This is a genomic window from Blautia glucerasea (genome assembly GCF_020537505.1).
GTDB lineage: Bacteria > Bacillota > Clostridia > Lachnospirales > Lachnospiraceae > Blautia_A.
Window position 1 is genome coordinate 1 of record NZ_JAJBMO010000033.1, and the last position, 25,647, is coordinate 25,647.

20 protein-coding genes are annotated in these 25,647 nt (G+C 45.1%); 18 read left to right on the top strand and 2 right to left on the bottom strand.

Annotated features, from left to right (window positions below):
• Positions 1–151 precede the first annotated feature (151 nt).
• A complete protein-coding gene (locus LIQ05_RS17590) occupies positions 152–628 on the bottom strand; it encodes a COG2426 family protein (protein ID WP_226822704.1) in 477 nt (158 codons plus the stop codon).
• Between the two features lie 205 nt (positions 629–833).
• On the opposite strand from LIQ05_RS17590, the gene LIQ05_RS17595 reads away from it, so the two are divergent.
• From LIQ05_RS17595 to LIQ05_RS17610, 4 genes are all read left to right on the top strand, one after another.
• Entirely contained in the window at positions 834–1,052 is a 219-nt protein-coding gene (locus LIQ05_RS17595; RefSeq protein WP_226822705.1) for a cation transporter, read from the top strand.
• Positions 1,053–1,213: 161 nt separating this feature from the next.
• Positions 1,214–3,082: a heavy metal translocating P-type ATPase gene (locus LIQ05_RS17600; RefSeq protein WP_226822706.1), complete on the top strand. Its 1,869-nt coding sequence runs from the start codon at positions 1,214–1,216 to the stop codon at positions 3,080–3,082.
• Between the two features lie 22 nt (positions 3,083–3,104).
• Positions 3,105–3,476 carry an ArsR/SmtB family transcription factor gene (locus LIQ05_RS17605; RefSeq protein ID WP_226822707.1) on the top strand — a complete coding sequence of 124 codons (372 nt, stop codon included), beginning with the start codon at positions 3,105–3,107 and terminating at the stop codon, positions 3,474–3,476.
• A gap of 290 nt (positions 3,477–3,766) precedes the next feature.
• A complete protein-coding gene (locus LIQ05_RS17610) occupies positions 3,767–4,771 on the top strand; it encodes a calcium/sodium antiporter (protein ID WP_226822708.1) in 1,005 nt (334 codons plus the stop codon).
• Positions 4,772–4,850: 79 nt separating this feature from the next.
• Here the strand turns inward: LIQ05_RS17610 and LIQ05_RS17615 are convergent, their stop codons facing one another.
• Positions 4,851–5,435 (bottom strand): manganese efflux pump MntP family protein, encoded by a 585-nt coding sequence (locus LIQ05_RS17615; RefSeq protein ID WP_226822709.1) that lies wholly within the window; start codon positions 5,433–5,435, stop codon positions 4,851–4,853.
• Between the two features lie 418 nt (positions 5,436–5,853).
• Between LIQ05_RS17615 and feoB the strand changes: the two genes are divergently transcribed.
• The 14 genes from feoB (at position 5,854) to LIQ05_RS17685 (ending at position 25,458) form a co-directional block, all read left to right on the top strand.
• Positions 5,854–8,199, top strand: coding sequence for a ferrous iron transport protein B (gene feoB / locus LIQ05_RS17620; protein WP_226822710.1), 2,346 nt, complete (start codon positions 5,854–5,856; stop codon positions 8,197–8,199).
• A 101-nt stretch (positions 8,200–8,300) separates the two neighbouring features.
• A complete protein-coding gene (locus LIQ05_RS17625; protein ID WP_226822711.1) occupies positions 8,301–10,388 on the top strand; it encodes an efflux RND transporter permease subunit in 2,088 nt (695 codons plus the stop codon).
• Positions 10,389–10,628: 240 nt separating this feature from the next.
• A complete protein-coding gene (gene larB, locus LIQ05_RS17630; RefSeq protein WP_226822712.1) occupies positions 10,629–11,375 on the top strand; it encodes a nickel pincer cofactor biosynthesis protein LarB in 747 nt (248 codons plus the stop codon).
• 91 nt (positions 11,376–11,466) lie between these two features.
• A complete protein-coding gene (gene larC / locus LIQ05_RS17635; protein ID WP_226822713.1) occupies positions 11,467–13,062 on the top strand; it encodes a nickel pincer cofactor biosynthesis protein LarC in 1,596 nt (531 codons plus the stop codon).
• Between the two features lie 235 nt (positions 13,063–13,297).
• Entirely contained in the window at positions 13,298–14,074 is a 777-nt protein-coding gene (locus LIQ05_RS17640) for an ABC transporter permease (protein WP_226822714.1), read from the top strand.
• Positions 14,075–14,083: 9 nt separating this feature from the next.
• Positions 14,084–14,824, top strand: a complete 741-nt coding sequence (locus LIQ05_RS17645) for an ABC transporter ATP-binding protein (protein WP_226822715.1) — start codon at positions 14,084–14,086, stop codon at positions 14,822–14,824.
• A 5-nt stretch (positions 14,825–14,829) separates the two neighbouring features.
• Positions 14,830–15,927 carry a glycosyltransferase family 1 protein gene (locus LIQ05_RS17650; protein WP_226822716.1) on the top strand — a complete coding sequence of 366 codons (1,098 nt, stop codon included), beginning with the start codon at positions 14,830–14,832 and terminating at the stop codon, positions 15,925–15,927.
• Positions 15,928–15,936: 9 nt separating this feature from the next.
• Entirely contained in the window at positions 15,937–16,929 is a 993-nt protein-coding gene (locus tag LIQ05_RS17655; RefSeq protein WP_226822717.1) for a stealth family protein, read from the top strand.
• 2 nt (positions 16,930–16,931) lie between these two features.
• Positions 16,932–18,206, top strand: coding sequence for a CDP-glycerol glycerophosphotransferase family protein (locus LIQ05_RS17660; RefSeq protein ID WP_226822718.1), 1,275 nt, complete (start codon positions 16,932–16,934; stop codon positions 18,204–18,206).
• A 52-nt stretch (positions 18,207–18,258) separates the two neighbouring features.
• Complete coding sequence (locus tag LIQ05_RS17665; protein WP_226822719.1) at positions 18,259–18,675, top strand: adenylyltransferase/cytidyltransferase family protein; 417 nt, start codon at positions 18,259–18,261, stop codon at positions 18,673–18,675.
• An 8-nt stretch (positions 18,676–18,683) separates the two neighbouring features.
• Positions 18,684–20,060, top strand: coding sequence for a CDP-glycerol glycerophosphotransferase family protein (locus tag LIQ05_RS17670; protein ID WP_226822720.1), 1,377 nt, complete (start codon positions 18,684–18,686; stop codon positions 20,058–20,060).
• 89 nt (positions 20,061–20,149) lie between these two features.
• Entirely contained in the window at positions 20,150–21,355 is a 1,206-nt protein-coding gene (locus LIQ05_RS17675; RefSeq protein WP_226822721.1) for a glycosyltransferase, read from the top strand.
• 154 nt (positions 21,356–21,509) lie between these two features.
• A complete protein-coding gene (locus LIQ05_RS17680) occupies positions 21,510–23,774 on the top strand; it encodes a CDP-glycerol glycerophosphotransferase family protein (RefSeq protein ID WP_226822722.1) in 2,265 nt (754 codons plus the stop codon).
• The gene (locus LIQ05_RS17685; protein WP_226822723.1) at positions 23,767–25,458 is read left to right on the top strand and encodes a CDP-glycerol glycerophosphotransferase family protein; all 1,692 of its coding nucleotides are present in this window, start codon (positions 23,767–23,769) and stop codon (positions 25,456–25,458) included. The genes LIQ05_RS17680 and LIQ05_RS17685 overlap by 8 nt, the downstream gene beginning before the upstream one ends.
• Positions 25,459–25,647: the final 189 nt, after the last annotated feature.

Here is a 25,647-nt window from a genome sequence, read left to right on the forward strand (position 1 = left end):
CCCATTGTCCGAATGCGTCCCTCTTCGACGAACTTTTCAACCCACAAAATAGCAAAAGCATATGAGTTTATCCATAAACAGATAATCCTCATATGCTTTTTATATACCTGTTTTTATAAAAAACTTCTATACAGCTGCAGGGCGTTTGTGATCAGCTGAACACTGCAAACAGTGCCCCGAATAGTCCTGCGCTTGCAGCACCCATGATCACGCCTGCAAGGAGAACTCCAAGCATTACGGCAAGGATACTGGACTTAAAATCCATGTCAAGAAGACTGGCAGCTAATGTTCCGGTCCAGGCACCAGTGCCGGGAAGAGGAATTCCTACGAAGAGCAGAAGCGCCACGAATAAACCGCGGCCGGCTTTCGCCTGAAGAGCCTTTCCGCCCTTTTCGCCCTTCTCAAGACAGAAAGTGAAGAAGCGTCCAATCACCGGTTTATCCTTTCCCCATTCCAGAACCTTACGTGCGAAGAAGTAGATAAAAGGTACCGGAATCATATTTCCGATAATGGCGATGATGTATGCCTGAACCAACGGGATTCCAAAGCCTACAGCATAGGGAATTGCACCACGCAGCTCAATCAGTGGCACCATGGAAATCAGAAAAACAATCAGATAATTTTTCATATTTAAATCTCCTCTAATTCGATACAATAACATATATAAAATCAATCTGGTTTATTATACATGAAAACAGTCGTATTGAACAGTGGAAAAATAAAGAATTTCAGGGAAAACTATTGACAGATTTAAGATAAATGTTATAATAAACTCAAATATATGAATAATTGTTCATATGATAAAGAGAACATTTTTAAAGGAGACCATTACCATGAAGAAAACCTACAAAATCGATGTTGACTGTGCAAACTGTGCGAACAAAATGGAAGATGCTGCAAAGAACACTGCAGGTGTCAAAGATGCAACTGTAAACTTCATGACTCTGAAAATGATCGTTGAGTTTGAAGATGGACAGGAGCCGAAGGCGGTTATGCAGGAAGTCCTGAAGAACTGTAAGAAGGTAGAAGACGACTGCGAGATCTTCTTATAAGAAACAATGGGGAAAAGCAGTTGCTGGGCACCGGGTAAACTGTAAGACAATGACCGGACAGGATGTACTCTGTCCGGTTATTCAAACAAATTAAGTGAATGTGTTGCTTGTCGGCGACAGCACCATAATGGAGGCCATGCTCTCAGGGCATGTGAAAGAATATGAACAAGAAGCAGAAAAAAGTATTGATCAGAATTATTATTGCCTTTGTCCTTTTGGTTTTGCTGCGTTTTCTTCCGGTAGATGGCTATCTTCGAATGGCACTTTACATGATCCCGTATCTGGTGATCGGTTATGATATTCTGAAAAAAGCGTTTAAGGGAATTATGAACCGTCAGGTATTTGATGAAAACTTTTTGATGGCAGTTGCCACAATTGGTGCCATTGCTCTCGGTGATTATCAGGAAGGTACTGCGGTTATGCTGTTTTACCAGATCGGAGAACTTTTTCAGAGCTATGCCGTTGGCAAGAGCAGAAGAAATATCAGCGAACTGATGGATATCCGTCCGGATTATGCAAATATCCAGCAGGACGGCAAGCTGGAAAAGGTAGACCCGGACGAGGTGGAAATTGGAACTATCATCGTGGTTCAGCCAGGAGAGAAGATTCCAATTGATGGAATGATTGAAGAGGGTAATTCTACTTTAAATACAAGCGCACTGACAGGGGAAAGTCTTCCACGAGATGCGAAAGTGGGAGATGAGGTCATCAGCGGCTGTATCAATATGACAGGTGTATTGAAAATCCGCACTACAAAGGAATTCGGTGAATCTACTGTTTCCAAGATCCTGGATCTTGTTGAGAACTCCAGCTCCAAGAAATCCAGATCTGAAAACTTTATTTCAAAATTTGCGAAATATTATACCCCGGCAGTCTGCTATAGTGCTCTGGCGCTTGCAATTATTCCTCCTTTTTGCAGAATGCTGTTTATGGGACTTTCTCCGGAATGGGGAGACTGGATCTACCGTGCCCTGACATTCCTTGTCATCAGCTGTCCGTGTGCACTGGTGATCAGTATTCCACTTAGTTTCTTTGCCGGAATTGGTGGTGCAAGCAATCAGGGCGTTCTGGTAAAAGGCTCTAACTATCTGGAGACGCTTTCCCAGACGAAGATCGTTGTTTTTGATAAAACAGGTACTATGACAAAGGGCGTATTCGAGGTCAGCGGAATCCACCATAATGAGATGGAGGATGCAAAGCTTCTGGAATATGCAGCATATGCAGAGTGTTCTTCCTCACATCCCATCAGTAAGAGTCTTCAGAAAGCATATGGCAGGCCAATCGACCGCAGCCGTGTTACAGACATTGAGGAAATCAGTGGAAACGGTGTTATTGCAAAGGTGGACGGTGTGTCTGTAGCTGCTGGAAACGCGAAGCTGATGAACCGTCTGGGGATTGCGTACAAAGAGTGCCATCATGTAGGAACAGTTGTCCATATGGCTGTGGATGGAAAATATGCAGGACACATCCTGATTTCTGACATTATCAAGCCTCACGCAAAAGAGGCTATTGAGAATCTGAAAAAAGCAGGCATTACAAGAACGGTTATGCTCACCGGTGATGGAAAAAAAGTAGCAGAGTCTGTAGCTGCTGACCTTGGAATCGGAGAGGTTCACAGTGAGCTTCTTCCAGCAGATAAGGTTTCCAGGGTTGAAGAGCTTCTGGCAAACAAGTCTGAAAAAGAGAAGCTTGCCTTCGTTGGAGACGGAATCAATGATGCACCGGTTCTTTCAAGAGCGGATATTGGTATTGCAATGGGTGCTCTTGGTTCTGATGCTGCAATCGAGGCAGCTGATGTTGTCCTGATGGATGACGACCCATTGAAGATTGGAAAAGCCATTCGCATTGCAAAGAAGTGTATGCGAATTGTATATGAAAATATTTATTTTGCAATCGGTGTGAAGCTGATCTGTCTGATACTTGGTGCTCTTGGCATTGCAAACATGTGGATAGCCATTTTTGCAGACGTAGGAGTTATGGTACTGGCAGTGCTCAATGCGATCCGGACTTTGTTTGTAAAAAATCTTTGATGATGATATCGAGGTATTCAGAATGAAAAAAGACATAGGTAAAGAAGTGGAAATCTGTGATTGTTGTGAGGTTCATGAAAATCTTCTGCAAATTGTAAACAAGACCCTCCCGGAGGAAAATGAGCTGTACGACCTTGCGGAGCTGTTTAAGGTATTCGGAGATTCTACCAGAATCAGGATCCTGTTTGTACTTTTTGAAGCAGAGGTATGCGTGTGTGACCTTGCAAAGGCTCTGAACATGACCCAGTCAGCTATTTCTCACCAGCTTCGTATTCTGAAACAGAATAAGCTGGTAAAAAGCCGCAGGGATGGAAAATCTATATTCTATTCTCTGGCAGATGAGCATGTTCGGACTATTATTGACCAGGGACGTGAACATATAGAAGAAGACTAAGCGTTATGACCGGAAATTATGGAGATGCGTTACTTGGATATGTTCTGAAGAGTAAAATTGAGGGTTGACGTGTAAATCACTATTTGCTATATTAAACACGTATATAAACTTCGTGAGGGAGTAGTTTGCGTGAAAACGTGGTTTGTCAACAGTCGCGGTCTTTAGCCTTTCTGGCATAAAGCCTGGCAAATCTTAAAAAATGAGACTCATGTGTGCTTGTAACAGAGCATACGTGAGTTTTTTTGTGTAACAAAACTATGAACTGACGAAGAAAAAGAAAGGAGATTATTATGCAAAATTATATTAATGAGTTGCCGGTCCTGGTAGTAGTTTTGCTGTTGGCTGCTGGTTTTGGACTGCTGGTCAAAGGTGCTGATTTTTTTGTAGAGGGGAGTTCCAGCATCGCAAAAAAGTTAAAGGTTCCACCTATTATTATTGGTCTGACTATAGTTGCAATGGGAACCTCCCTGCCGGAAACAGCCGTCAGTGTGACCGCATCACTGGTACAGAATAACGAGCTTGCAGTAAGTAATGTAGTAGGCTCCAATATTTTCAATCTGATGTTTGTAATCGGTGTCTGTTCGATATTAACTCCTATATTAGTGCAGAAATCAACTATAGTTCGCGATATACCGCTGTCTCTTGGCTGTGCTTTTTTGCTCCTTGTTCTTGGAATTCTTGGAATCGGGGACAAAAGCCCAATGATTCTGGGACGCTTTGATGGGATTGTTTTTCTGGTGTTATTTACAGGTTATATTATTGTGATGATACGAAGTGCCATGAAAGCACGTGCGGCCGGAGAAAAGGTGGAAATAGAAGGCGTTGAAGAATGTGACAGTATGGCAGAGATATCATATGGAAAAAGCATCCTTTTCCTGATTATAGGCGCAGCAGCAATTGCATTAGGCGGAGATCTTACCGTTGACTCTGCAAGCAGAATTGCAATCGAGCTTGGAATGAGCCAGACGCTGGTTGGCCTTACCATTGTATCTGTGGGAACGTCCCTTCCTGAGCTGGTGACTTCTGTTGTTGCAGCAAGGAAAAATGAAGTAGACATGGCAGTTGGAAATGCTGTTGGTTCCAATATTTTTAATATTCTTATGGTTCTTGGGATTTCCGGAGTACTCAGTCCAGTAGCTTTGCTTCATGAGAATCTTGTAGATATTGTAATTCTGATAATTTTTACCATTCTTGTATGGATATTCGCCGGAACTAAGAAAAAAATCAGCCGCAAAGAAGGCATTATTATGACCCTGGCGTATCTGATTTATTGTGGATATATTATTATGAGATAATGAAAAAGCTTTCATTGATCTGATGGGGGATAAAGTCAGATAATGAAAGCTTTTGTAGTATAAGAAGGATTATGACAGGTCAGAATATGTTACTGATGAAAATCTCCAGGCCAATTGCAATAAGAATTACGCCGCCCAGAATATCTGCTTTATTGGAAAGCTTTGTTCCGAATCGTTTTCCAAGTGAAAGTCCTGTCATGCAGATAAAGAAGGTAACAGCAGCGATGATGACGGAACAGACAAGAGCCATAAGCCAGTCATATTCTGCAATTGTAAAGCCGACGGAGAGCGCATCAATGGAAGTGGCAATGCCCTGGATAAAAAGTGCCTTAAGTCCAACGCCGGGGATCTCTTCATCCCCATCGGTTCCGAAGATACCGCTTTTCAGCATGGAACCGCCGATAAAGCTAAGAAGAATCAGTGCAATCCAGGGGATGAACTTCTCAAATGTTCTGAAATATTCCACAACAGTGTGGACACACAGCCATCCGGTCATTGGCATGATGGCCTGAAAGGCGGCAAATGTACCGGCAATTCCGCACATCTTTTTCATTCGCATCTTAGGCTCATGAAGACCGTTGGCAAGGGACACGGAAAAAGCATCCATGGCAAGTCCAACGCCAAGAAGAGCACTGTTGAGAAAGAAGATAAAACTGTAATTCATTTTTTCATTCCTCCGCATGATATTTGGGCTTCCGAAACATGAAAAAAGACCCATTATATAACCACAGGCTATATATGGATCGTAGACATTCTTATAAAAGGACAGACTCCATGTATAGCATTCGTTATACATGAGTCTCGCAATTTAATGCAAGCCAGACCCCAAAAATTAATCTCAAAAATCCACAGGCCGGTATGTTGACTTGCCACGCGCAGAGTAAAGTGTTCTTAAATACTTCTGGGCACGCTTGCTACTCCCTCACAGGGAAACCTTATTTTGTAACTTTAGCAGATGAAAAGAGGTTTGTCAATAAATTTTCTCAATAATGTTGACATCATCATAAAATTAGCATAAACTAACTATTGCAAAATAAGTGATAAAAAATATCAATAACGAAGAGAAAAGAGGATTGAAATACATGACTTTAAAAGATCTTCCAATAGGGAAAACCGCCACAGTTACAGCTGTTGGCGGAGAGGGTGCCCTGCGGCAGCATTTTCTGGATATGGGTATTATTCCCATGGCTGATGTGACCATGGTAAAATATGCGCCGATGGGTGATCCTGTGGAGGTACGGATCCACAGCTACGAGCTGACTCTGCGTCTTGCAGATGCAGCGAAAATTGAAATTGACAATATAAGAGATGCAAAAGAAAAAACACACAGTGAAAGAGCGAAAGCAATTCCACATCCCGGACTTGGAGAGGGCGGTAAATATCATGAAAAAGCAGATGAACATCCCCTTCCGGATAGTGAGCTTCTTACCTTTGCCCTGGCAGGAAACCAGAACTGCGGTAAAACAACCCTGTTTAATCAGTTAACTGGCTCCAGTCAGCATGTAGGCAACTTTCCGGGAGTTACTGTAGACCGCAAGGACGGTATTATCCGTGGGAAAAAGAATACTCTGGTGACAGACCTTCCTGGAATTTATTCCATGTCCCCCTATACCAGCGAGGAAATCGTAACCAGAAGCTTTATTCTGGAACAGCATCCAAAAGGAATCATCAATATTGTGGATGCGACTAATATTGAGAGAAATCTTTATCTTACCATGCAGCTGATGGAGCTGGATGTTCCTATGGTTCTGGCATTGAATATGATGGACGAGGTAAGGCAGAATGGCGGCTCTGTACGTGTGAACCAGATGGAGGAGGCACTTGGAATTCCCGTAGTACCTATTTCAGCAGCGAAAAATGAGGGAATCGATGAACTGGTAGCCCATGCGATCCATGTGGCAAAATATCAGGAAAAACCAAAGCGTCTGGATTTCTGTGATGCAAACGATGATGGCGGAGCCGTTCACAGATGCCTTCATGGAATTATGCATCTCATTGAAGATCATGCACAGCAGGCAGATATTCCGGTGCGTTTTGCAGCCAGCAAGCTTGCGGAAGGGGATGAACTGATCCTGGAAAAGCTTGGACTGGATCAGAATGAAAAAGAAACCCTGGAGCATATTGTAAAGCAGATGGAGACAGAGCGTGGGCTTGACCGGTCCGCAGCGATTGCCCATATGCGCTTTGATTTTATTGAAAAGGTCTGCGGTGAGACCGTGATTAAGCCTCATGAGAGCAAGGAGCATCTGCGTAGTCAGAAGATGGATAAAATACTTACAGGTAAATATACAGCCATTCCATGCTTCGCAGGTATTATGGCCCTGGTTTTCTGGCTGACCTTTGGTGTGATCGGAAAGGGGCTTTCCGATCTTCTGGATATGGGAATTGCCTGGCTGACCGCAGTGGTGGATCAGGCAATGACTGCATGGAATGTAAATAATGTGCTTCATTCTCTTGTAATTGACGGTATTTTCAATGGCGTTGGAAGTGTGCTCAGTTTTCTGCCGATTATTGTTACCCTGTTTTTCTTCCTGTCCCTTCTGGAAGACAGCGGATATATGGCAAGAGTTGCTTTTGTGATGGATAAGCTGCTTCGTAAAATCGGTCTTTCCGGACGAAGCATTGTGCCGATGCTGGTTGGCTTCGGATGTACGGTGCCTGGCGTTATGGCAAGCAGAACCCTGCCTTCAGAGCGTGACCGTAAGATGACCATTCTTCTCACCCCGTTTATGAGCTGTTCGGCTAAGCTTCCGATTTATGCCTTTTTTACAGCTGCCTTTTTCCCGAAATATGGGGCGCTGGTGATGGTAGCCCTTTATTTTGGCGGCATCCTTATGGGCATTCTGATGGCGCTGATTTTTGGAAGAACCATGTTCAAGGGGGAGGCAGTACCTTTCGTTATGGAGCTTCCCAATTACCGCCTGCCTGGTGCGAAAAATGTGGGACAGCTTCTCTGGGAAAAGGCGAAGGATTTCCTGCAGAGGGCATTTACCGTTATTTTTATAGCAACCATTGTGATCTGGTTTTTACAGACCTTTGATCTGCACCTGAATATTGTAACGGATTCCAAGGACAGCATTCTGGCGGTAGTGGCTGGGATCGTGGCACCTGTGTTTGGACCTTTGGGATTTGGGGACTGGAGATTTTCTACAGCGCTGGTAACCGGATTTATGGCAAAGGAGAGCGTAGTTTCTACTTTATCGATCCTGTTCGGAAGTACGAAAGCACTGGTAGAAGTCCTTTCTCCGCTGGCAACAGTAAGTCTTTTGACATTCTGCCTGTTATATACACCTTGTGTGGCGGCAATCGCTTCTGTGAAGCGGGAGCTTGGTGGAAAATGGGCGGCAGGAGTGGTGATCGGGCAGTGTGTGATCGCCTGGCTTGCGGCATTTTTGGTAAAAATCGTTGGCGTTTTGATGGGATTTTGAGAAAAATGACTATTTTTCATTTTTGTCAAAAAAAATATTGACTATTGGTCATTTTGGTTTATACTATAGTACGAAAGAAATGAGTTAAGGAGATGACATCAATGGTCAAAGTAGGAAAATGGATAGCCAAGCACAAGGTCCTGGTGCTTCTCATCGGACTTTTGCTGGTAATCCCGTCTGCGATCGGAATTGCAGAGACGAGAGTAAATTATGATCTGTTAAGTTACCTGCCGGATACCCTTGAGACAGTAAAGGGTCAGGATATTCTGGTTGATGAGTTCGGTATGGGCGCCTTTTCCATGGTAATCGTGGAGAACATGGATATGAAGGATGTCCAGAAGCTGGAAGAGAAGTTCAGCGAAGTAGAGCATGTAAAGGATGTTCTCTGGTATGATGATGTGGCAGATATCACCCTTCCTGTGGAAATGGTTCCTGAGAAATACAGAAAGGTATTTATCAACGGGGATGCCACCATGATGCTGGTGCTGTTTGACAATACCACTTCTTCCGATACTTCTATGGAGGCGATCACAGAGCTTCGTAAGATCGCCAATGAGCAGTGTTTCTTAAGCGGTATGACAGGTGTTGTTACGGATATCAAGAACATTGCCATGCAGGAGCTGCCAATCTACGTTGTGATCGCAGCAGTGCTCAGTCTGATCGTTTTGGAACTGACAAGCGGATCCTTTGTTGTTCCGTTTTTGTTCCTGCTTAGTATCGGACTTGCCATTCTTTATAATTTGGGAAGCAATATTATTTTGGGCGAGACTTCCTATATTACACAGGCCCTTACCGCAGTCCTTCAGCTTGGTGTTACAATGGATTACTCCATTTTCCTTCTGAACAGCTATGAAGAGAATAAGAAACGATTCCCTGGAGAGAAGGACCGTGCCATGGGGCATGCCATTGCCAATACCTTTAAATCTGTAGCAGGAAGCTCCGTTACCACGGTTGCCGGTTTCGTTGCACTTTGTGTTATGACCTTTGCTCTTGGACGTGACCTTGGTATTGTTATGGCGAAGGGTGTTATCATTGGTGTTATCTGCTGTGTAACCATTCTTCCGGCACTGGTATTGTTCTTTGACAAGCCGATTGAAAAAACACAGCATAAACTCCTGTTTAGCAGAATGGATAAGCCATCCGCTTTTATTACCAAACATTACAAAGCATGGACAGTGATCTTCCTGGTACTTTTGTTCCCGGCTATTTACGGAAACAACCACACAAAGATTTACTACAACATTGCAGAATCCCTTCCGTCCACTCTGGACTGCAACATTGCAAATGCAGAGCTGGATAAAACCTTTGCTGTTGGAAACATCCATATGATCATGCTGGATAAGGGTATGGATTCCAAACAGAAGCAGCAGATGTTAAATGAGATCGATGAGGTTGATGGTGTGAAGTGGAGCCTGGGAATGAATTCCCTGATCGGCCCTACCGTTCCGGATTCCATGATCCCGAAAGATATCAAGAGCATTTTCGAGGGTGACCAGTACGAGCTTGCATTTGTCTGCTCCGAATATGCATCTGCTACAGATGAGGTAAATGCCCAGCTTGCATCCATCAATGAGATCGTAAAAAAATATGATGATACAGCAATGGTAATCGGTGAGGCACCGCTTATGAAAGACCTTCAGGATACTACAGACGCCGACCTGGTTCGTGTAAATGTTATTTCCATCGGCGCGATTTTCCTGATCATTATGATCATTTTCAAATCAATTTCCCTGCCGATCATTCTGGTTGCGGTTATTGAGTTTGCGATTTTTGTAAATATGGCCATCCCGTTCTATCAGGGAATCAGCCTTCCGTTCGTTGCAAGTATTGTAATCGGTGCAATCCAGCTTGGAGCTACCGTTGACTATGCGATTCTGATGACCACCCGTTATCAGAGGGAGAGACAGCATGGCAAGAATAAGATGGAAGCCATCAGCATTGCCCATAAGACCAGCATGCCGTCCATTATCAGCAGTGGTCTCAGCTTCTTCGCAGCGACCTTCGGTGTTTCCTGCTATTCACAGGTTGAGATGATCGGTTCTATCTGTACATTGCTTGCACGTGGCGCCATCATCAGTATGGTGGTTGTATTGTTCATCTTACCGGCCATGTTTATGATCTTCGATAAACTGATCTGTGTTACATCCATTGGCTTCCTTGGAGATAAAAAGGCAGCGAAAGCGAAATAAAACATAATCAGACGGTCTGGATGCGCTGCTTTTGCGCATAACAGACGGCTTTGGAAGAAATCCTGCTTCAATAAAATGAGGCGGGATTTTTTTGTTGAATAAAAAGTGAGAAAACGTTATAATTGTGGTGCTGTTTCTTACAGCACATGAAAGAAACGTGACCGTAACCGCTTGAGTGGAAGAAGCTCCGAAAGCTGCGGCTGCGTCAGGATTGATTTTTAAAACGGAGTGAGATTATAAATGACGCTAGAAGAAATTCTTGCCCAGGTGCAGCAGGGGACACTTTCCCCGGAGGCAGCAGGGAATCTGATCCGCCAGGATGGTTATAAAGAAATGGATTATGCGAAGCTGGACACTGGAAGAAAAGCCCGTACAGGTTTCGCTGAGGTTGTTTACTGCAGCAATAAGGCAGATGCTCATTTGTTGAAAATTTTCGAACGGTTATATCAGGAAGAAGGGGAAGTGCTGGGGACCAGAGCTTCACAGGTGCAGTTTGAGCTGGTGAGAGAGAGACTGCCCCAGGTGCAGTACGATCCCATTTCCAGAATCCTGAAAATTGAGAAGCCAGATAAGGTGCATGAGGGAAAGGTTGCAGTGTGTACCGCTGGCACCGCAGATATTCCGGTGGCAGAGGAAGCAGCCCAGACAGCAGAGTACTTTGGAACTCATGTGGAACGGATCTATGATGTGGGAGTAAGCGGCATGCATAGATTGTTTTCCAGGCTGGAGACCATTCTGGATGCAAACTGTGTGGTGGCTGTGGCTGGAATGGAGGGCGCCCTGGCCAGCGTTATGGGCGGACTTGTGAGCAGACCAGTGATCGCAGTACCTACGTCTGTGGGATATGGAGCTAATTTTCATGGCCTGTCCGCACTTCTGACCATGATCAATTCCTGCGCCAATGGAATTGCCACAGTGAATATTGACAACGGATATGGAGCTGGATATCTGGCAACACAGATGAACCGGTTGGCTCTTGGAAAATAAAGCCCAGATGAGACAGCGAAGGCTGTACCTGCGGGGAATTGGCAGGGCAGTACTTAAAACTACTTTGATATTTTTGTAACGGGGAGAAACTATGGAAAAATCATTATATCTGGAGTGTTACTCCGGAATCAGCGGGGACATGACCGTGGCAGCCCTGCTGGATCTGGGAGCGGATCAGAAGGTACTTGAGGAAGTGCTTGCAAGCCTTCCGGTACAGGGCTTCGGGATAAAAGTAAGCAGAGTGGAGAAATCCGGGATTGATGCCTGCGATTTCGATGTGATTTTAGATAAAGAGATCGATGGACATGATCATGATATGGAGTATCTGCATGGACATGAGCACGCAGCTGCCGCACATGGGGGAGAAACTCAGAGTGTGGCAGAACATGTTCATAGTCACGAGGAAGAGCACAGCCATGAGCATACGCATAGTCATGAAGAAGCTCATAGCCATGAGCATACGCATAGTTATGAAGAAGCTCACAGCCATGAGTATGCTCACAGTCACGAAGAAGCTCATAGCCATGAACACGCCCACAGTCATGAAGACCATACCCACCATCACCACCAGCACCGCGGCATGAATGAAATCCGTCAGATCATTGCTGGCGCGAAGATGACCGAGGGCGCCAGAAAAACAGCTCTTGCCATCTTCGAAATCTTGGCAAAGGCGGAGGCAAAAGCCCACAATGTTCCGGTAGAAGAGGTGCATTTCCACGAAGTTGGAGCGGTAGACTCTATTGTAGATATTTTGTCAGTGGCAGTCTGCCTGGATAACCTTGGAGTGACTGAAGTGATCGTACCTGTATTATATGAGGGAACTGGCACCATCCGCTGCCAGCATGGCATCCTTCCAGTTCCGGTTCCGGCTGTGACAAATATTGTACAGCAGTGTGGTCTGGATCTTAAGATTACCCAGGTACAGGGCGAGCTGGTGACGCCTACTGGTGCTGCGATCGTGGCAGCTGTCCGGACTTCTAATAAACTGCCAGAGGATTTTGTGATTGAGAAAACTGGTATCGGAGCAGGTAAGAGAACTTATGAGTGCCCTGGAATTCTCAGAGCTATGTTGATCCATGGAGAAAATTTAAAGAGATCAAAGCCAGAGGATGGGATACAAAGCAAAAATGGCAATCAGAAAAATGATGCAAATGAAATGAAAGCGTACACCAGCTTGGAAGCCGGCGAGATTTTTAATCAGGAGGCTGAGAACAAAATTCAGACCGGAGTTACGGACAGCACCGATTCTGCCGACTACATCTACAAGCTGGAAACCAACATCGACGACTGCAGCGGTGAAGTCCTTGGCTTCGTTATGGAGAAATTATTTGAAGCAGGCGCCCGGGATGTCCACTACACCCCGGTCTATATGAAGAAAAACCGCCCTGCCTGGCTGCTCACCGTGATCTGTAAGGAAGAAGACATTCCGGGAATGGAAGCGCTGATCTTTGCAGAGACTACCAGTATTGGTATCCGCAGAGCCAGAATGGAACGTACCATTTTGCCAAGAAGGAGGATCAAGGTAATGATCCCCTTCGGTGAGGTGGAAGTGAAAATCTGTGGCCCGGAGGGAGCCCAGAAGTGCTACCCGGAATACGAAAGCCTGGCAAATATCTGCCGGAAAACCGGAATCTCCTATGCAGAAGCCTACCAGATGGCAGTGGAAGCAAGTAAGAACCTGGAATGATGGATTTGGGAATGGCTTTCGTAATATCTGGATGTGCTGCAATTCTCTGTAAATATGAATAAAAAAACAGTAAAAACAGGAAAATACCGCGGCAAATCGCAATATTGCAACCGATAAAATTGTATGTTACAATACAGGTTAGCTTTTTTGAATGAAAGTTCCTAAAGAAAACAGAAATTGAAATCCGGGACAGAATTCTTTTTTGCTAAATTTTTCAAAATACAATGGAGAGAATATGAAGAAATATATTGATAATCTCAGACAGTACCAGTTCCTTTTAAGCGAGCTGGTAAAAAAAGGAATCAAGCTGAAATATCGTCGTTCCTACCTTGGTATTCTGTGGTCTATGTTAGAGCCGCTGCTTTCCATGGTGGTCCTGACCATTGTCTTCGGAACCCTGTATGGAAACACAGATAAGACATTCCCTGTATACATTCTTTCGGGACGTCTTCTGTATACCTTTTACTCCAATGCCACAAAAGCTGCATTGAAGTCTATCCGTTCCAACTCGGCCATGATCAAAAAGGTATATGTGCCGAAATACCTGTACCCCCTTTCAGGAGTTATTTATAACTATATTATTTTCCTGATCTCTCTTCTGGTACTTGGTATTGTAAGCGCTGTTCTCGGTGTGAAGCCAACGATTTATCTGCTTCAGGCACCGGTTGCGCTGATCATCATTCTGATCTTATCCTATGGATGCGGAATGTTCCTTGCAACTATCGGCGTATTTTTCAGGGACATTGAATACCTTTGGACAGTTGTGCTGATGCTGATCATGTACACCTGTGCAATTTTCTATTACCCAAGCAAGCTGTTAAAGAGTGGATGGGCATGGATCCTGAAGTTTAACCCTCTGTACTGTACCATCCAGATTTTCCGTTCTGCGATCTTTGGAGAGCCGATGTATGCACCATATGTAATTTATGCAGCCGCATTCAGTGTGGGAATTACCATTTTGGGACTTGTATGCTTTAAGAAAAAACAGGACAGTTTCATTCTGTATATTTAAGGAGAGAATATGGGTAAGCCAGCAATTGAAGTTGATAATGTAAGTATGAAATTCAGCCTCAGCCGTGAGAAGGTTGACAGCTTAAAAGACTATATTTTTAAAACCATCAAAAGAGAGATCCAGTACAATGAGTTCTGGGCATTGAAGAACGTGACTTTTACTGTAGAAAAGGGAGACCGTGTAGGAATCCTGGGACTGAATGGCGCAGGAAAAAGTACCCTTCTGAAAGTGATTTCCGGGGTATTCAAGCCAACAGAAGGACATGTGGAAAAACACGGCAAGATCGTACCGCTTCTGGAACTTGGAGCAGGTTTTGATCCCCAGTACACAGGCAAAGAGAATATCTATCTCTATGGTGCAATGCTTGGTTACACCAAGAAATTCATTGACAGCAAGTATGATGAAATTGTAGAATTCTCCGAGCTTCAGAAATTTATGGATGTGCCGGTAAAGAACTATTCCTCTGGTATGAAATCCAGACTTGGTTTTGCCATCGCTACAGTAGTAGAACCAAAAATCCTGATCCTGGATGAGGTTCTTTCCGTTGGTGATGCCAAGTTCCGTAAAAAAAGTGAGAATAAGATCCTCAGCATGTTTGATTCCGGCGTAACGGTGCTTTTTGTATCCCATTCCCTGGAGCAGGTAAAACGTCTTTGCAATAAGGCGATGATCCTGGAAAAAGGAAAGTTGATCGCATATGGTGATATTGATCCGATTTCTGAACAATACAGTGAAATGATAGGTGGCTGATCCGCGTGAAAATATTGCAGGTAGGACTGGGAAATAATCCGGGCGGCATGGAAGCCTTTGTGATGAATTATTTCCGGGAACTGGCGAAACAGGGGATTTCCTTTGACTTTGTGTCCATGTATGGAACCATTGCACACGAACAGGAAATCCTGAAGCTTGGGGGAAGAGTGTTCTACGTCCCTAATGTGAAAAAAGACTACTTTGGCTATGTAAAAGCGTTCAGAGAGCTTTTGCAAAGGGAAAAGTATGACATTGTCCATGTAAATATGCTTTCCGCAGCCAATATTGTGCCCCTTCGCCTGGCGAAACAGGCTGGCGTAGGGAAAGTGATCGCCCACTCCCACAATGCTTCCGCTCCGGGCCTTGTCAGAAAGCTGATGGACAAATGGAACCGTCCGGGACTGAACCGGTATGCAGATATGAAACTGGCCTGTTCTGAGACGGCAGGCAGATGGCTGTTTGGAGATTCGGTCTTTGAAAGAGGAGAAGTAACGGTGGTATCCAATGCCATTGATACCAGGAAATATAGCTTTTCCCTGGAAAACAGAGAGGCAGTGCGCAGACAGCATGGAGTAGGGGATGGAATCCTGGTTGGCCATGTTGGCCGTTTCCAGGTGCAGAAAAACCACCAGGCAATTGTGCAAATTTTTAATGAAGTTCAAAAAATCATGCCAACAGCCAGATTATGTCTGGTCGGCGACGGCGAATTAAAGGAAAAGATCCGTGAGGAGCTTCAGCAGCTGGGCATCCTTCAGAAAGTGATCTTCGCAGGAGTCTGCCCGGATGTGGAGCGGTATTTAAGTGCCATGGATGTGTTTTTGTTCCCTTCTTTATTTGAAGGGCTTCCTTTTACCCTGTTAGAAGCCCAGGCGAATGGGCTTCCCTGTGTGATCTCAGATTCGATTACGGAAGAAGCCGTTTTATTAAAAGAAAAGATCCTTCGTCTTTCCCTGGAAGAAAGTGGACCAAAGTGGGCGAAGACGGTTATTTCCTGTGCGGGAAAAGGAAGGGAAGAGAATGTGAAGGCGACAGAAGCGCTTACTGCAGCACATTTTGACATCCATCAGGAGGCAGGAAGACTGCTGGAATTGTATGAAAAGTAGGAGAACAGCGTGGAGAACAAAATAGATTTTGTAATTCCGTGGGTAGATGGCTCAGATGAGGCATGGCTCAGCGAGAGAAGAAAATACAGCCCGGATAAAGAGACAGGAAGCACCAGCCGCTATCGTGACTGGGATAACCTGCAATACTGGTTCCGAGGGGTAGAGAAATTTGCCCCATGGGTAAACCATGTCTATTTTGTCACCTGCGGTCACATTCCCAAGTGGCTGAATCTGAGCAATCCTAAGCTTACCGTGATCCGCCATGAAGAGTTTATGGATCCAGAATATCTCCCTACTTTCAGCAGCCATCCCATTGAATTGAATCTACACAGGATCAAAGGCCTTTCCGAACAATTTGTTTATTTTAACGACGATACCTTTTTGATCAGTCCTGTTACCCCAGAGGATTTTTTCAAAAATGGACTGCCAAGGGATTGCTGTATTGAGACTGCCATTGCCCAGGACAATATTGACGATCCTTTTGCCCATATTTTGCTGAACAACACCGCACTTATCAACATGCATTTCCAGAAGAAAGAGGTGATACACCGCACCTGGAAAAAGTGGTTCAGCCCTGCATATGGTAAGATGCTGCTCCGGAATTTTCTCATGCTTCCTTATCAGGAATTTTCCGGGTTCAAGTACACCCATATGCCAAGTCCTTTTTTGAAAAGCTCCTATGAGAAGGTTTGGGCCGCAGAAGGGGAGCGGCTGGACCGTGTATGTCACAACCGTTTCCGCTCTATCTATGATGTAAGCCAGTATGTGATCAAGCACTGGCAGTGCATGGAAGGAAGTTATGAGCCCCAGTCCCCAAATTTTGGACAGTTCTGTGTGATGGGACGGGACGATGAGGTCCTTTATGAAACTATGAAAAAACAGTCCAGAAAGATGATCTGCATCAATGATGATGACAGACTGAAGAATTTTGAGGAAGCCCGTGACAAGGTGATTCTGGCCTTTGACCGGATTCTTCCGGAAAAATCCGGCTACGAGGTATAGGAATGTCCAGAGAAGCAGGAAAGAAAATTTTAAGAGAACAGGGAATTTCCGGTTTTGTGCTCCACTATGGTGCCAGAGCTCTTACAAAAGTGGAGAAAAAAGTGATCGGCAAGGGCACCGCCCGTTTTTGCAAGATAAAAAAGAACCGTCTGGTATTCAAAAACAGGGAGAATCTGGATTTTACAGATAATCCAAGGGCATTCTTTGATTATCTTCTGAAAATGGGTTATAATGACAAATATGAGATCATCTGGCTGGTATCAGATCCGGGAAAATTCCGGCATCTGAATTATAAGAATGTGAAATTTGTAACAGCAGAGAACCGCTATGGCTGGAACAGCTGCAGGGCCTATTACTATGCGGCAACTGCCAGATATTTTTTCTTTTCCCATAATACCCAGGATCTTTTGGACTACGGGTGCGAGGGAAGACAGATCATCAATCTGTGGCATGGCTGCGGCTATAAGGGACCGGAGCAGGGAATGAAAACAGAGGCAGGACAGAAAGCCAAGTCTGAGTTTGACTATGGACTGGTTCCTGGCCCTGTTTTTGTCCAGACAAAATCTGCAGCATGGAACTGTGAGAAGGAGAAAATCTGGCCGATCGGTTATCCAAGATATGACTGGATGCTCCACCCGTCTATGGAGAAGGGCGAGATGCTGAAAGAAATCTTTGGCTGGGAGCGTGCTAAAAGCAAAGTGGTGATGTGGATGCCTACTTTCCGCAAAAGCAATCTGAAGGGATGCAGGGAAAGTGAGATCCAGATGGCCTACCAGCTGCCAGGGCTTTCCGGCAAGGAGGATCTGAAGAAACTGGATCTGCATCTGAAGAAGCTTGACATGTTCCTGATCATTAAGAAGCATCCTCTTCAGACGGAGTGGTCGGAGGATGAGAATGAGCTTGTTAACATTCGTTACGTGACAGAAGCCATGCTGGAACAGGCTGGAGTTCAGCTGGCGGAGCTGATGGGAGTCTGTGATGGGCTGATTTCGGATTATTCCTCGGCAGCAGTTGACTTTATGCTGCTTCACAGACCGATCGCCTATGTGCTGGAAGATTTTATGGCGTATAAGGAGAAGCGGGGATTTGTATTTGAGGATCCCCTTGCGTATATGCCAGGTGAGAAATTATATGATTACCAGGGCATTGAGGCATTTCTGGAGCATGTTGCGGCAGGAGAGGATCTTTATAAGGAAGAGCGTGAGAGACTGATGCCGGTGATGCATAATCCGGCGGAAAATTATTGCCGCAGGCTGGTCCAGTGGCTGAAGCTGTGAGAGAGGGTGTTGGCTGCACCAGGGCTTTTACAGCATTTGAAAGGAAGATTTTATGGGAAAATTAATCGGATATACACAGGGAACCTACGATATGTTCCATATCGGTCATCTGAACCTGATCAAAAACGCCAAGAGACGATGCGATTATCTGATCGTAGGCGTGAATACAGATGAGCTGGTGGAGAGCTACAAGCACAAAAAGCCTATTATCCCTCTGGAAGAGAGAGCGGAGATCGTCCGCGCCATCAAGTATGTGGACGAGGTGATCATTACCGACACACTGGATAAGAAGGTGATCTGGGATAAGATCCGCTTTGATGAGATCTATATTGGAGATGACTGGAAGGGCAACGAGCGCTGGGAGCGCACTGGCAGGCAGATGGCAGAGCTGGGTGCCAAGCTGGTATATCTGCCTTATACCAAGGATACTTCCTCCACAATGCTGAGGGAGAAACTTACAGAGTATTAGGATACTATTTGACAAAATACAATATAAAAGGTATTGCCACGAAGTGCGGCGAAGCAATTATTGTTCACGGTGTGCGCAGTAACACGAAGAATACAGTTTACCAGGAAAGGTTTGTTACTATGGGAAAAGTACAGACATTATTTAAGATGTTTTCAAAGATCGGGGAAGACAAGAGCATGTATGACCGCTACCTGACCTTGAGAGCCTTTGGAACCTATGTGATTTATGATAAATGGAAGATTAGAAGGATGAAGAAGTTTCCCCCGGCTATTGTGGAGAACCGCATCCTTTTTGAGACAAATGACGATTTTACAGACAACGGACGTGCCCTTTTTGACTATATGGTAGCCAACGGCTATAACAGGAAATACGAGCTTGTGTGGCTGGTGCACGATCCGTCCAAATATAAGAAATACGAGACAGAAAACGTAAAATTTGTGGAAGGCTTTAAGAAGCACAGCACCATACGCCATGCGGTGGCCTACCACTATGCCCTTACCTCCCGCTATATTTTTTACACCCAGGCCTTTAACTGGATCGGAATGGCAAGAAAGGGACAGACCTTTATTGACCTCTGGCACGGCTGCGGCTACAAGGCAAATAAGAACAACCGGAAGGTCTTTTTCGATTACTGCCTAGTGCCGGGAGATGTGTTTATTAAGACCAAGATGGAATTCTTTGGATGCAGCTCCAAGAAGCTTCTGGCCTTTGGCTATCCAAGATATGACCAGATGCTGGCAGGAAGCGACGCCGCAAGGGCATATAGAGAAAAGCTGCTGAAGGAATCTGACAGCGAGAAGCTGATCCTGTGGATGCCCACCTACCGTCATGCCAGCAGTGAGCGTTTAAATGAGGAAACCCTGAACAACGAGTTTAACATTCCTATTCTGGATACCAAAGAGAGTCTGCTCGCCTTTAACAATTTCTGCCGGGACAATCACATGCTGGTAGTCATTAAGAAGCACTATCTGCAGATTCCATACGATTTCGGGGAAAATGTTCTGACCAATATTGTGTATCTGGAGAATCAGGATCTGGAGGACAACGGCCTTCAGCTTTATGAGTTTATCAACTGCTCCGATGCCCTGGTATCGGACTATTCTTCTGTGGCAATCGACTATCTGCTGCTTGACAAGCCTCTTGGCTTCACCCTGGATGATTATGAAGCTTATACTGAGTCCAGAGGATGGGTATTTGAGAATCCGCTGGAATATATGCCAGGAGAGCATATTTACAATGTGCAGCAGTTTGAACAGTTTGTTCTGGATGTGAAGAATGGAAAGGACGAATATGGGGAAAAACGTGCCCAGGTTCGTGCCAAGACACACAATGTGACAGACTGCTATTGTAAGCGTGTGCTGGATTACTTTGACATTAACCCGTGATATTCATATGATTTCGGGAAAAGTATTTTGCTGCCTTATAACGGAAAAAGGCAAAAAGAAGGAGGAACCCCAGGCGGGGTATGTAAGATATGAAAATATGTATCTGGATGACAAAAATCTTTGATCTTGGCGGAACCAAGCGTGTGGTTTCCCTTCTGGCAAATGAGCTGGTGAAGGAGCATGATGTGACCATCATGACCTACGAGGACCGTTTCCTGGAAGACCGCACCATGTATCACTTAAGTGAAGAAATCGATGTGGATTTCATTGATAATAACCATTTCGTAAACCGGCACTGGAACTTTGCCTTTGTTAAACGATATCTGGTGAAAAAGCTAAATGATGAATTCGGGATCTTTAATAAAAAATGCTTTAATGATCTCCTTGCCGAGTCTATTTTTCCGAAGAAAACAAGGGATAAATGGGTGGAGTATTTAAATTCCAAGGATTATGATGTGATCATTACCACCGCTTCCTTAAGCCTGCGGCTAGGCATGATCGCCCCCCGTTTAAATGCGGCGACCATCGGATGGCAGCACAACTGCTACGACGGTTATCTTCATGTGAAGCCGGTAGTATTCTGGCAGCAGGAGCGTCTGCTTCAGGAATACCTGCCAAATCTGGACCGCTATATCGTCCTCAGCAAATATGACCAGAGAGACTATACAAAGAAGCTGGGCATTGACACAGAGGTGAAGATCAATCCCAGAAGTTTTGTCAGTGAGAAGAAGTGCAATGTGAAGTCCAAGCGCTTTCTCATGGCAACCCGCTTTGTATACGCCAAGGGACTGGATCTTATGATGGAATCCTTTGAAGAGTTTTGCAAAGAGGATTCTGAGTGGGAGCTTGATATTCTTGGAGATGGAAAGTTATTCGGGCAGATCAAGGCAGATGCGAAGAACCGCCACCTTGAGGATCGTGTCCATTTCGTAGGCTATACCAATGAGCCGGAGAACTATTACCTGAATTCTTCTGTTTTCCTCCTTCCTTCCAGATGGGAGGGATGGCCCATGGTAATTATGGAGGCTTTTGAATTTGGTCTTCCGGTAATTGCGTACCATATGGGTGCTATGGATCTGATCATTGAGGATGGGAAGACCGGATTTTTGCCGGAAGCATTTGATCCTCACAAATTTGCACAGGCCATGCTGAAGGTCGCGCATGACGAGGAGCTTCGGGCGCAGATGTCTGCAAATGCTATTGCCAGGTCGGAGGATTTCTCTATTGATAAGGCGGTAGCAGCGTGGGATGATCTTTTTGAGCGTGTAGTTGCACATAAAAATATGCAAAGATGACACATTGGCAATAAGGCACAAGTGAGCAGACACTGTTCCGCAAAGGTTTTTAGTAAACGTAGTCCACAGAAAATCTGCAAAGTGGGGTGCGGAGTGAGGAATTGTGAAGATATTGAACAATTACGAATTATAAGAAAAAAGGGGGCTGGGACCAATGAAAGTCACCGTAAATGACCTGAAAAAACTGGCGAAGAAGGTAATCCGGAGGGACACCTATTCCCAGGCTGTACGGGATGCCCAGGAAGAAGCCCGTTACAATCTGACGGAAGAGCTTCGGGAAAAATATGCGGATTTTTATGAGAACAGTCCGTTGAAGGAAAACTGTATTTTATATGAGGCGTTTGGGGGCAGGGGCATGACCTGCAGCCCTCACGCCATTTTTAAGTATCTGCTGGCCCAGCCGGAGTTTCAGGAATATCTCCATGTCTGGGCTATTGATGACTTTTCGGATAATGCTCCCTGGATGGAGCTTTATAAAGAGAAGCAGAATGTAAAGTTTATCAAATTTCAGTCCCTGGAATACCGGGAATATCTGGCAACTGCCAAATATCTGGTGAATAACGTAAGCTTCCCCGGATATTTTACCAAAAGGGAAGGACAGGTGTTTATCGATACCTGGCATGGGATTCCGTTGAAAACCATCGGATTTGACATTCCGGCAGGAAAGATCAGCGCAGGAAATACGGTGAAGAATTTCCTGGCAGCAGACTACCTGATTTCCCCGGACGCGTTTATGACGGAAATTTACAAGAATGCCTTTAAAATGGGAGGACTTTTTCCAGGAAAGCTTCTGGAAATCGGACAGCCCCGTAATGATAGCTATTTTCATACGGAAAGGGAGGCTGTTTTTCAGAAATTACAGATGGCAGGGATCAAGGCAGATCCTTCCAGGAAGCTGATCCTGTATGCCCCTACCTGGAAGGGCAGCAAATACTCCAGCCCGGACACCAGTCTGGATGCCTACGAGAAGATGATCCGTACCATTGAGGAGAATGTAGATATTTCTGAGTACCAGGTATTTGTAAAGCCTCACCAGATTGTTTATTATCACATAAAAAATACCCAGGGCGTGACTGGCCAGTACATTCCGGCAACGGTGGATACCAATGAATTGCTGCGTGCTACGGATGTTCTGATCTCTGACTATTCCAGCATCTATTTTGACTATCTGGTGTCTGGAAAGCCTATTTTGTTCTTTATCCCGGATCTTGCCAATTATCTGAATTACAGAGGTCTGTATTTTGGTATTGACAAGCTTCCAGGACCAATTGCAGAGGATTATGGGCAGCTTGGAGGCTATTTAAGAGACCTGGAAAAGGCCATGGAGCCTTACCGGGAGGTCTATGACCGGGAAGCAAAGTGGGCGTGCCCAAGGGATGACGGAGCGGTATGCCGCCGCCTTGCAGACATTGTGTTTCATGGAAAAGAGGGGGAGGACTGTATCCGCTGTGAAGAAACAGGGCGTCCTAAGGTTCTTATGTATGCAGGAGATTTCTCTGACAATGGAACTACCAGGGCTTTTCTTGCAATGGCAGAATACCTTGATTTTCAGAAATATGATATTACCTTATTGATCGACGGAGACGGGGATGAGAGAGAGGAAGGAATGATCTGCTCCCTGCCATCTGGAATCCGGGTGCTTTACAGGGGACAGCCCTTTAATGGAAGCCCGGAAGAGCTTGCCTGCCATAACCGGCTGATGAAGGGAAAAAAGGCAGAGGTTCCTCATGCTTTTTATAAGCGGGAGGCCAGAAGACTGTTTGGGGAGGCTGCTTTTGACTGCGCCATTGATTTTACAGGGAAGAAAAATCTGTTTTCTATGATTGCAGGAGAAATGAAGAATATCAGATTTTTCACATATAAGCCTCATTTTGTGGATGAGAGCCGTATCCAGGCGGAATTAAAAGAGCAGCTAGTGATCGTTTCCCAGGAGGAAAGCTATTATATTACAGATACGGTGGCAGGCGGAAATTCATCTGTGGTCTCCATAGACGCCATTCCTGCGCCGGATATGGACAAAACAAATTATTTCTGTATGTATTCTAAGGCTGCTGAAGGGATTTTGAATACCTTTTCCAGCCTGACGGAAAAGAATACCTGTCTGTATGTGATGGGAAAGGGAAAAGCATATGAGAATCTTAAGAAGAGTATTTCCAGGCTGCATCTGGAGGGAAGAGTTTTCCTCATTGGATGGGCGGCAAGACCCTTTGCCCTTATGAACATGTGCCAGTATTTTGTATGCCCGGAAGGAGAAGAAGAAAATGCCGGGGCGCTGTCTGCCAAGGCGATGGGGATGAAACTTGTAGGAGCGGATTTCAGAAGTGAGATTTCCTACAGCTTTGATGTAAAAGAATGGAACCGGAAGCAGTATGAGAAACTGGAAAAGCAGATAGAGGATAAGAGGGATTTACATGAGTGAGATAGAGAAAATCCTGGAACAGAATATGGAAGAGTATGAAAGCGCCAGACGCCGGGCCCATAAATTGGTAAATGGCTACCGCCGTGAGATCAGTAGAACCTGTGAGTATGCAGAGGCGCTTGCGAAGCTGCCGGTGAACCCAGACCAGATTTTTTTTCTGTGGGAAAAAGGGTCTGCGGATGGGGAACTGATCCGGGAAATGTATGAATATGTAAAGCAAACATATGGGAAAAAATATATCTGCATCTGCTGCGTGAAGGGAAGCCTGCCCTTTGGAAATGCTGGCAAATTGACTGAAAATTCTACTGGATACTGGAGAGTACTGGCTTCCTCCGGAATCATTGTCAGCAGTGTGGAGCTTCCGGCTTCCTTTGTAAAAAGAGAAGGCCAGATTTATCTGAACACCATGTCTAAGGTTTACGAAAAGAAGCGTCTGGACACAAAGCAATTTGTATCCGAGACGGTACGGGATATGTTGAAAACGGATTTCATCTGTGCACCAGATCATCAGCAGGGGGAAGAGACCTGGATCCAAAAGTGTCTGGCAGGAAGGGTTTACCCTGGAAAAGTTCTGGTTTTTGAAGAGAGCGCAAGGGATAAGGCTGCTGTTCTTGCCAGGTTTCTTCTGGAGAAAACCATTCCAGAAGGGCTGGAGTGTTTTTCCCTTAGAAATCCGGAGAAGAAAAGGCTTCTCATTCTGGGAAGCGGGGCAGGAAAACCAGAGGTAAAGCTGGTGGTGGACAGAATCCTGGACAGGATCGATCCGAAAAAATATGATGTGGCTTTTTTTAGTGAAGACCTTGGAAGTGAGGCAAAGTGTAAAGCATTTTCCGCACAGACTGGTAAGGCTGCCAGTCTTATGGGTGTGGGGAAAATGACAGTCAGTGAGGCTGAATACCTCAATTATCTCACTGTGGAAAAGAATCCAGAGACATATCTGGGGAATCCGATCCTCCGCAGCTATATAGATGAACTGGCAAGGCGGGAGTGGAACCGTCTCTTTGGAACGGTTTCCTGGGATGCGGTGATCGTTGCCGGAAGTGCCAAATATCTGCCTTATTATCTGGCTGCGAAAGCCAGAACGAAGATGAAAGTGCTGGTGGATCTTGATTTTCTGCCGTATATCCATGAGAAACATCCGGCAAGATGGCGCAAAGCCCTCACCGTATTTAACCGGATCTATGCGCCGGCAGACTGCCTGCAGCTGGGAAGCTATGGCCAGGAGAACCGTCTTCGGGTGATGCGGCTTCCGGTCCTTGTGGCGGAGCAGCCAGAGGGGGATCAGGTGGAAGTGGTATCCTATCAGGAGAAAGAATACCTGGTATGCGACAAGAAAAAAGCAGAAAACGGGCACATTACCATGATGCTGGTGAGAAAGCCGGAACCAGGAAGTATTCTGGTAAATGCAGACCTTCTGCCAGCCGCAGACCAGAAAAAGCGATTGGAACAGTTGGAGAAAGGGCACGGACTTTATGTACTTGGAGAGCAGAGCTCTGCATATAAGAGTTTTCTTCCCAGGGCAGTGGTGCTGGACGAATATGTCAGGAAACAGCTGTATCTGCTCCCAGAAGCGTGGGGATTTTTCAGTGGATTTGCTGGCTATGTGGGAAATGCTGCACTGGAAGAGGATGTAACAGAGAAGATATGCAAGGCTTTTGGCGTAAAGAAGTGCTTGACAGAATAGGTTTCCTGCTTTATAGTTAAAGGCACACATGTGATGAAAAGAAAGGAAAGGAGGCAGTAATATGAAGATCACAGGAGTAAGAAGGAATAAGAATTTATATAGTAACCTGAGATTAAGGAATATCCAGCTGCCTGCTTTTATAGACTGATCTGTCGTATTTTGTATGACGGTATTGATTTTTGCGGATAA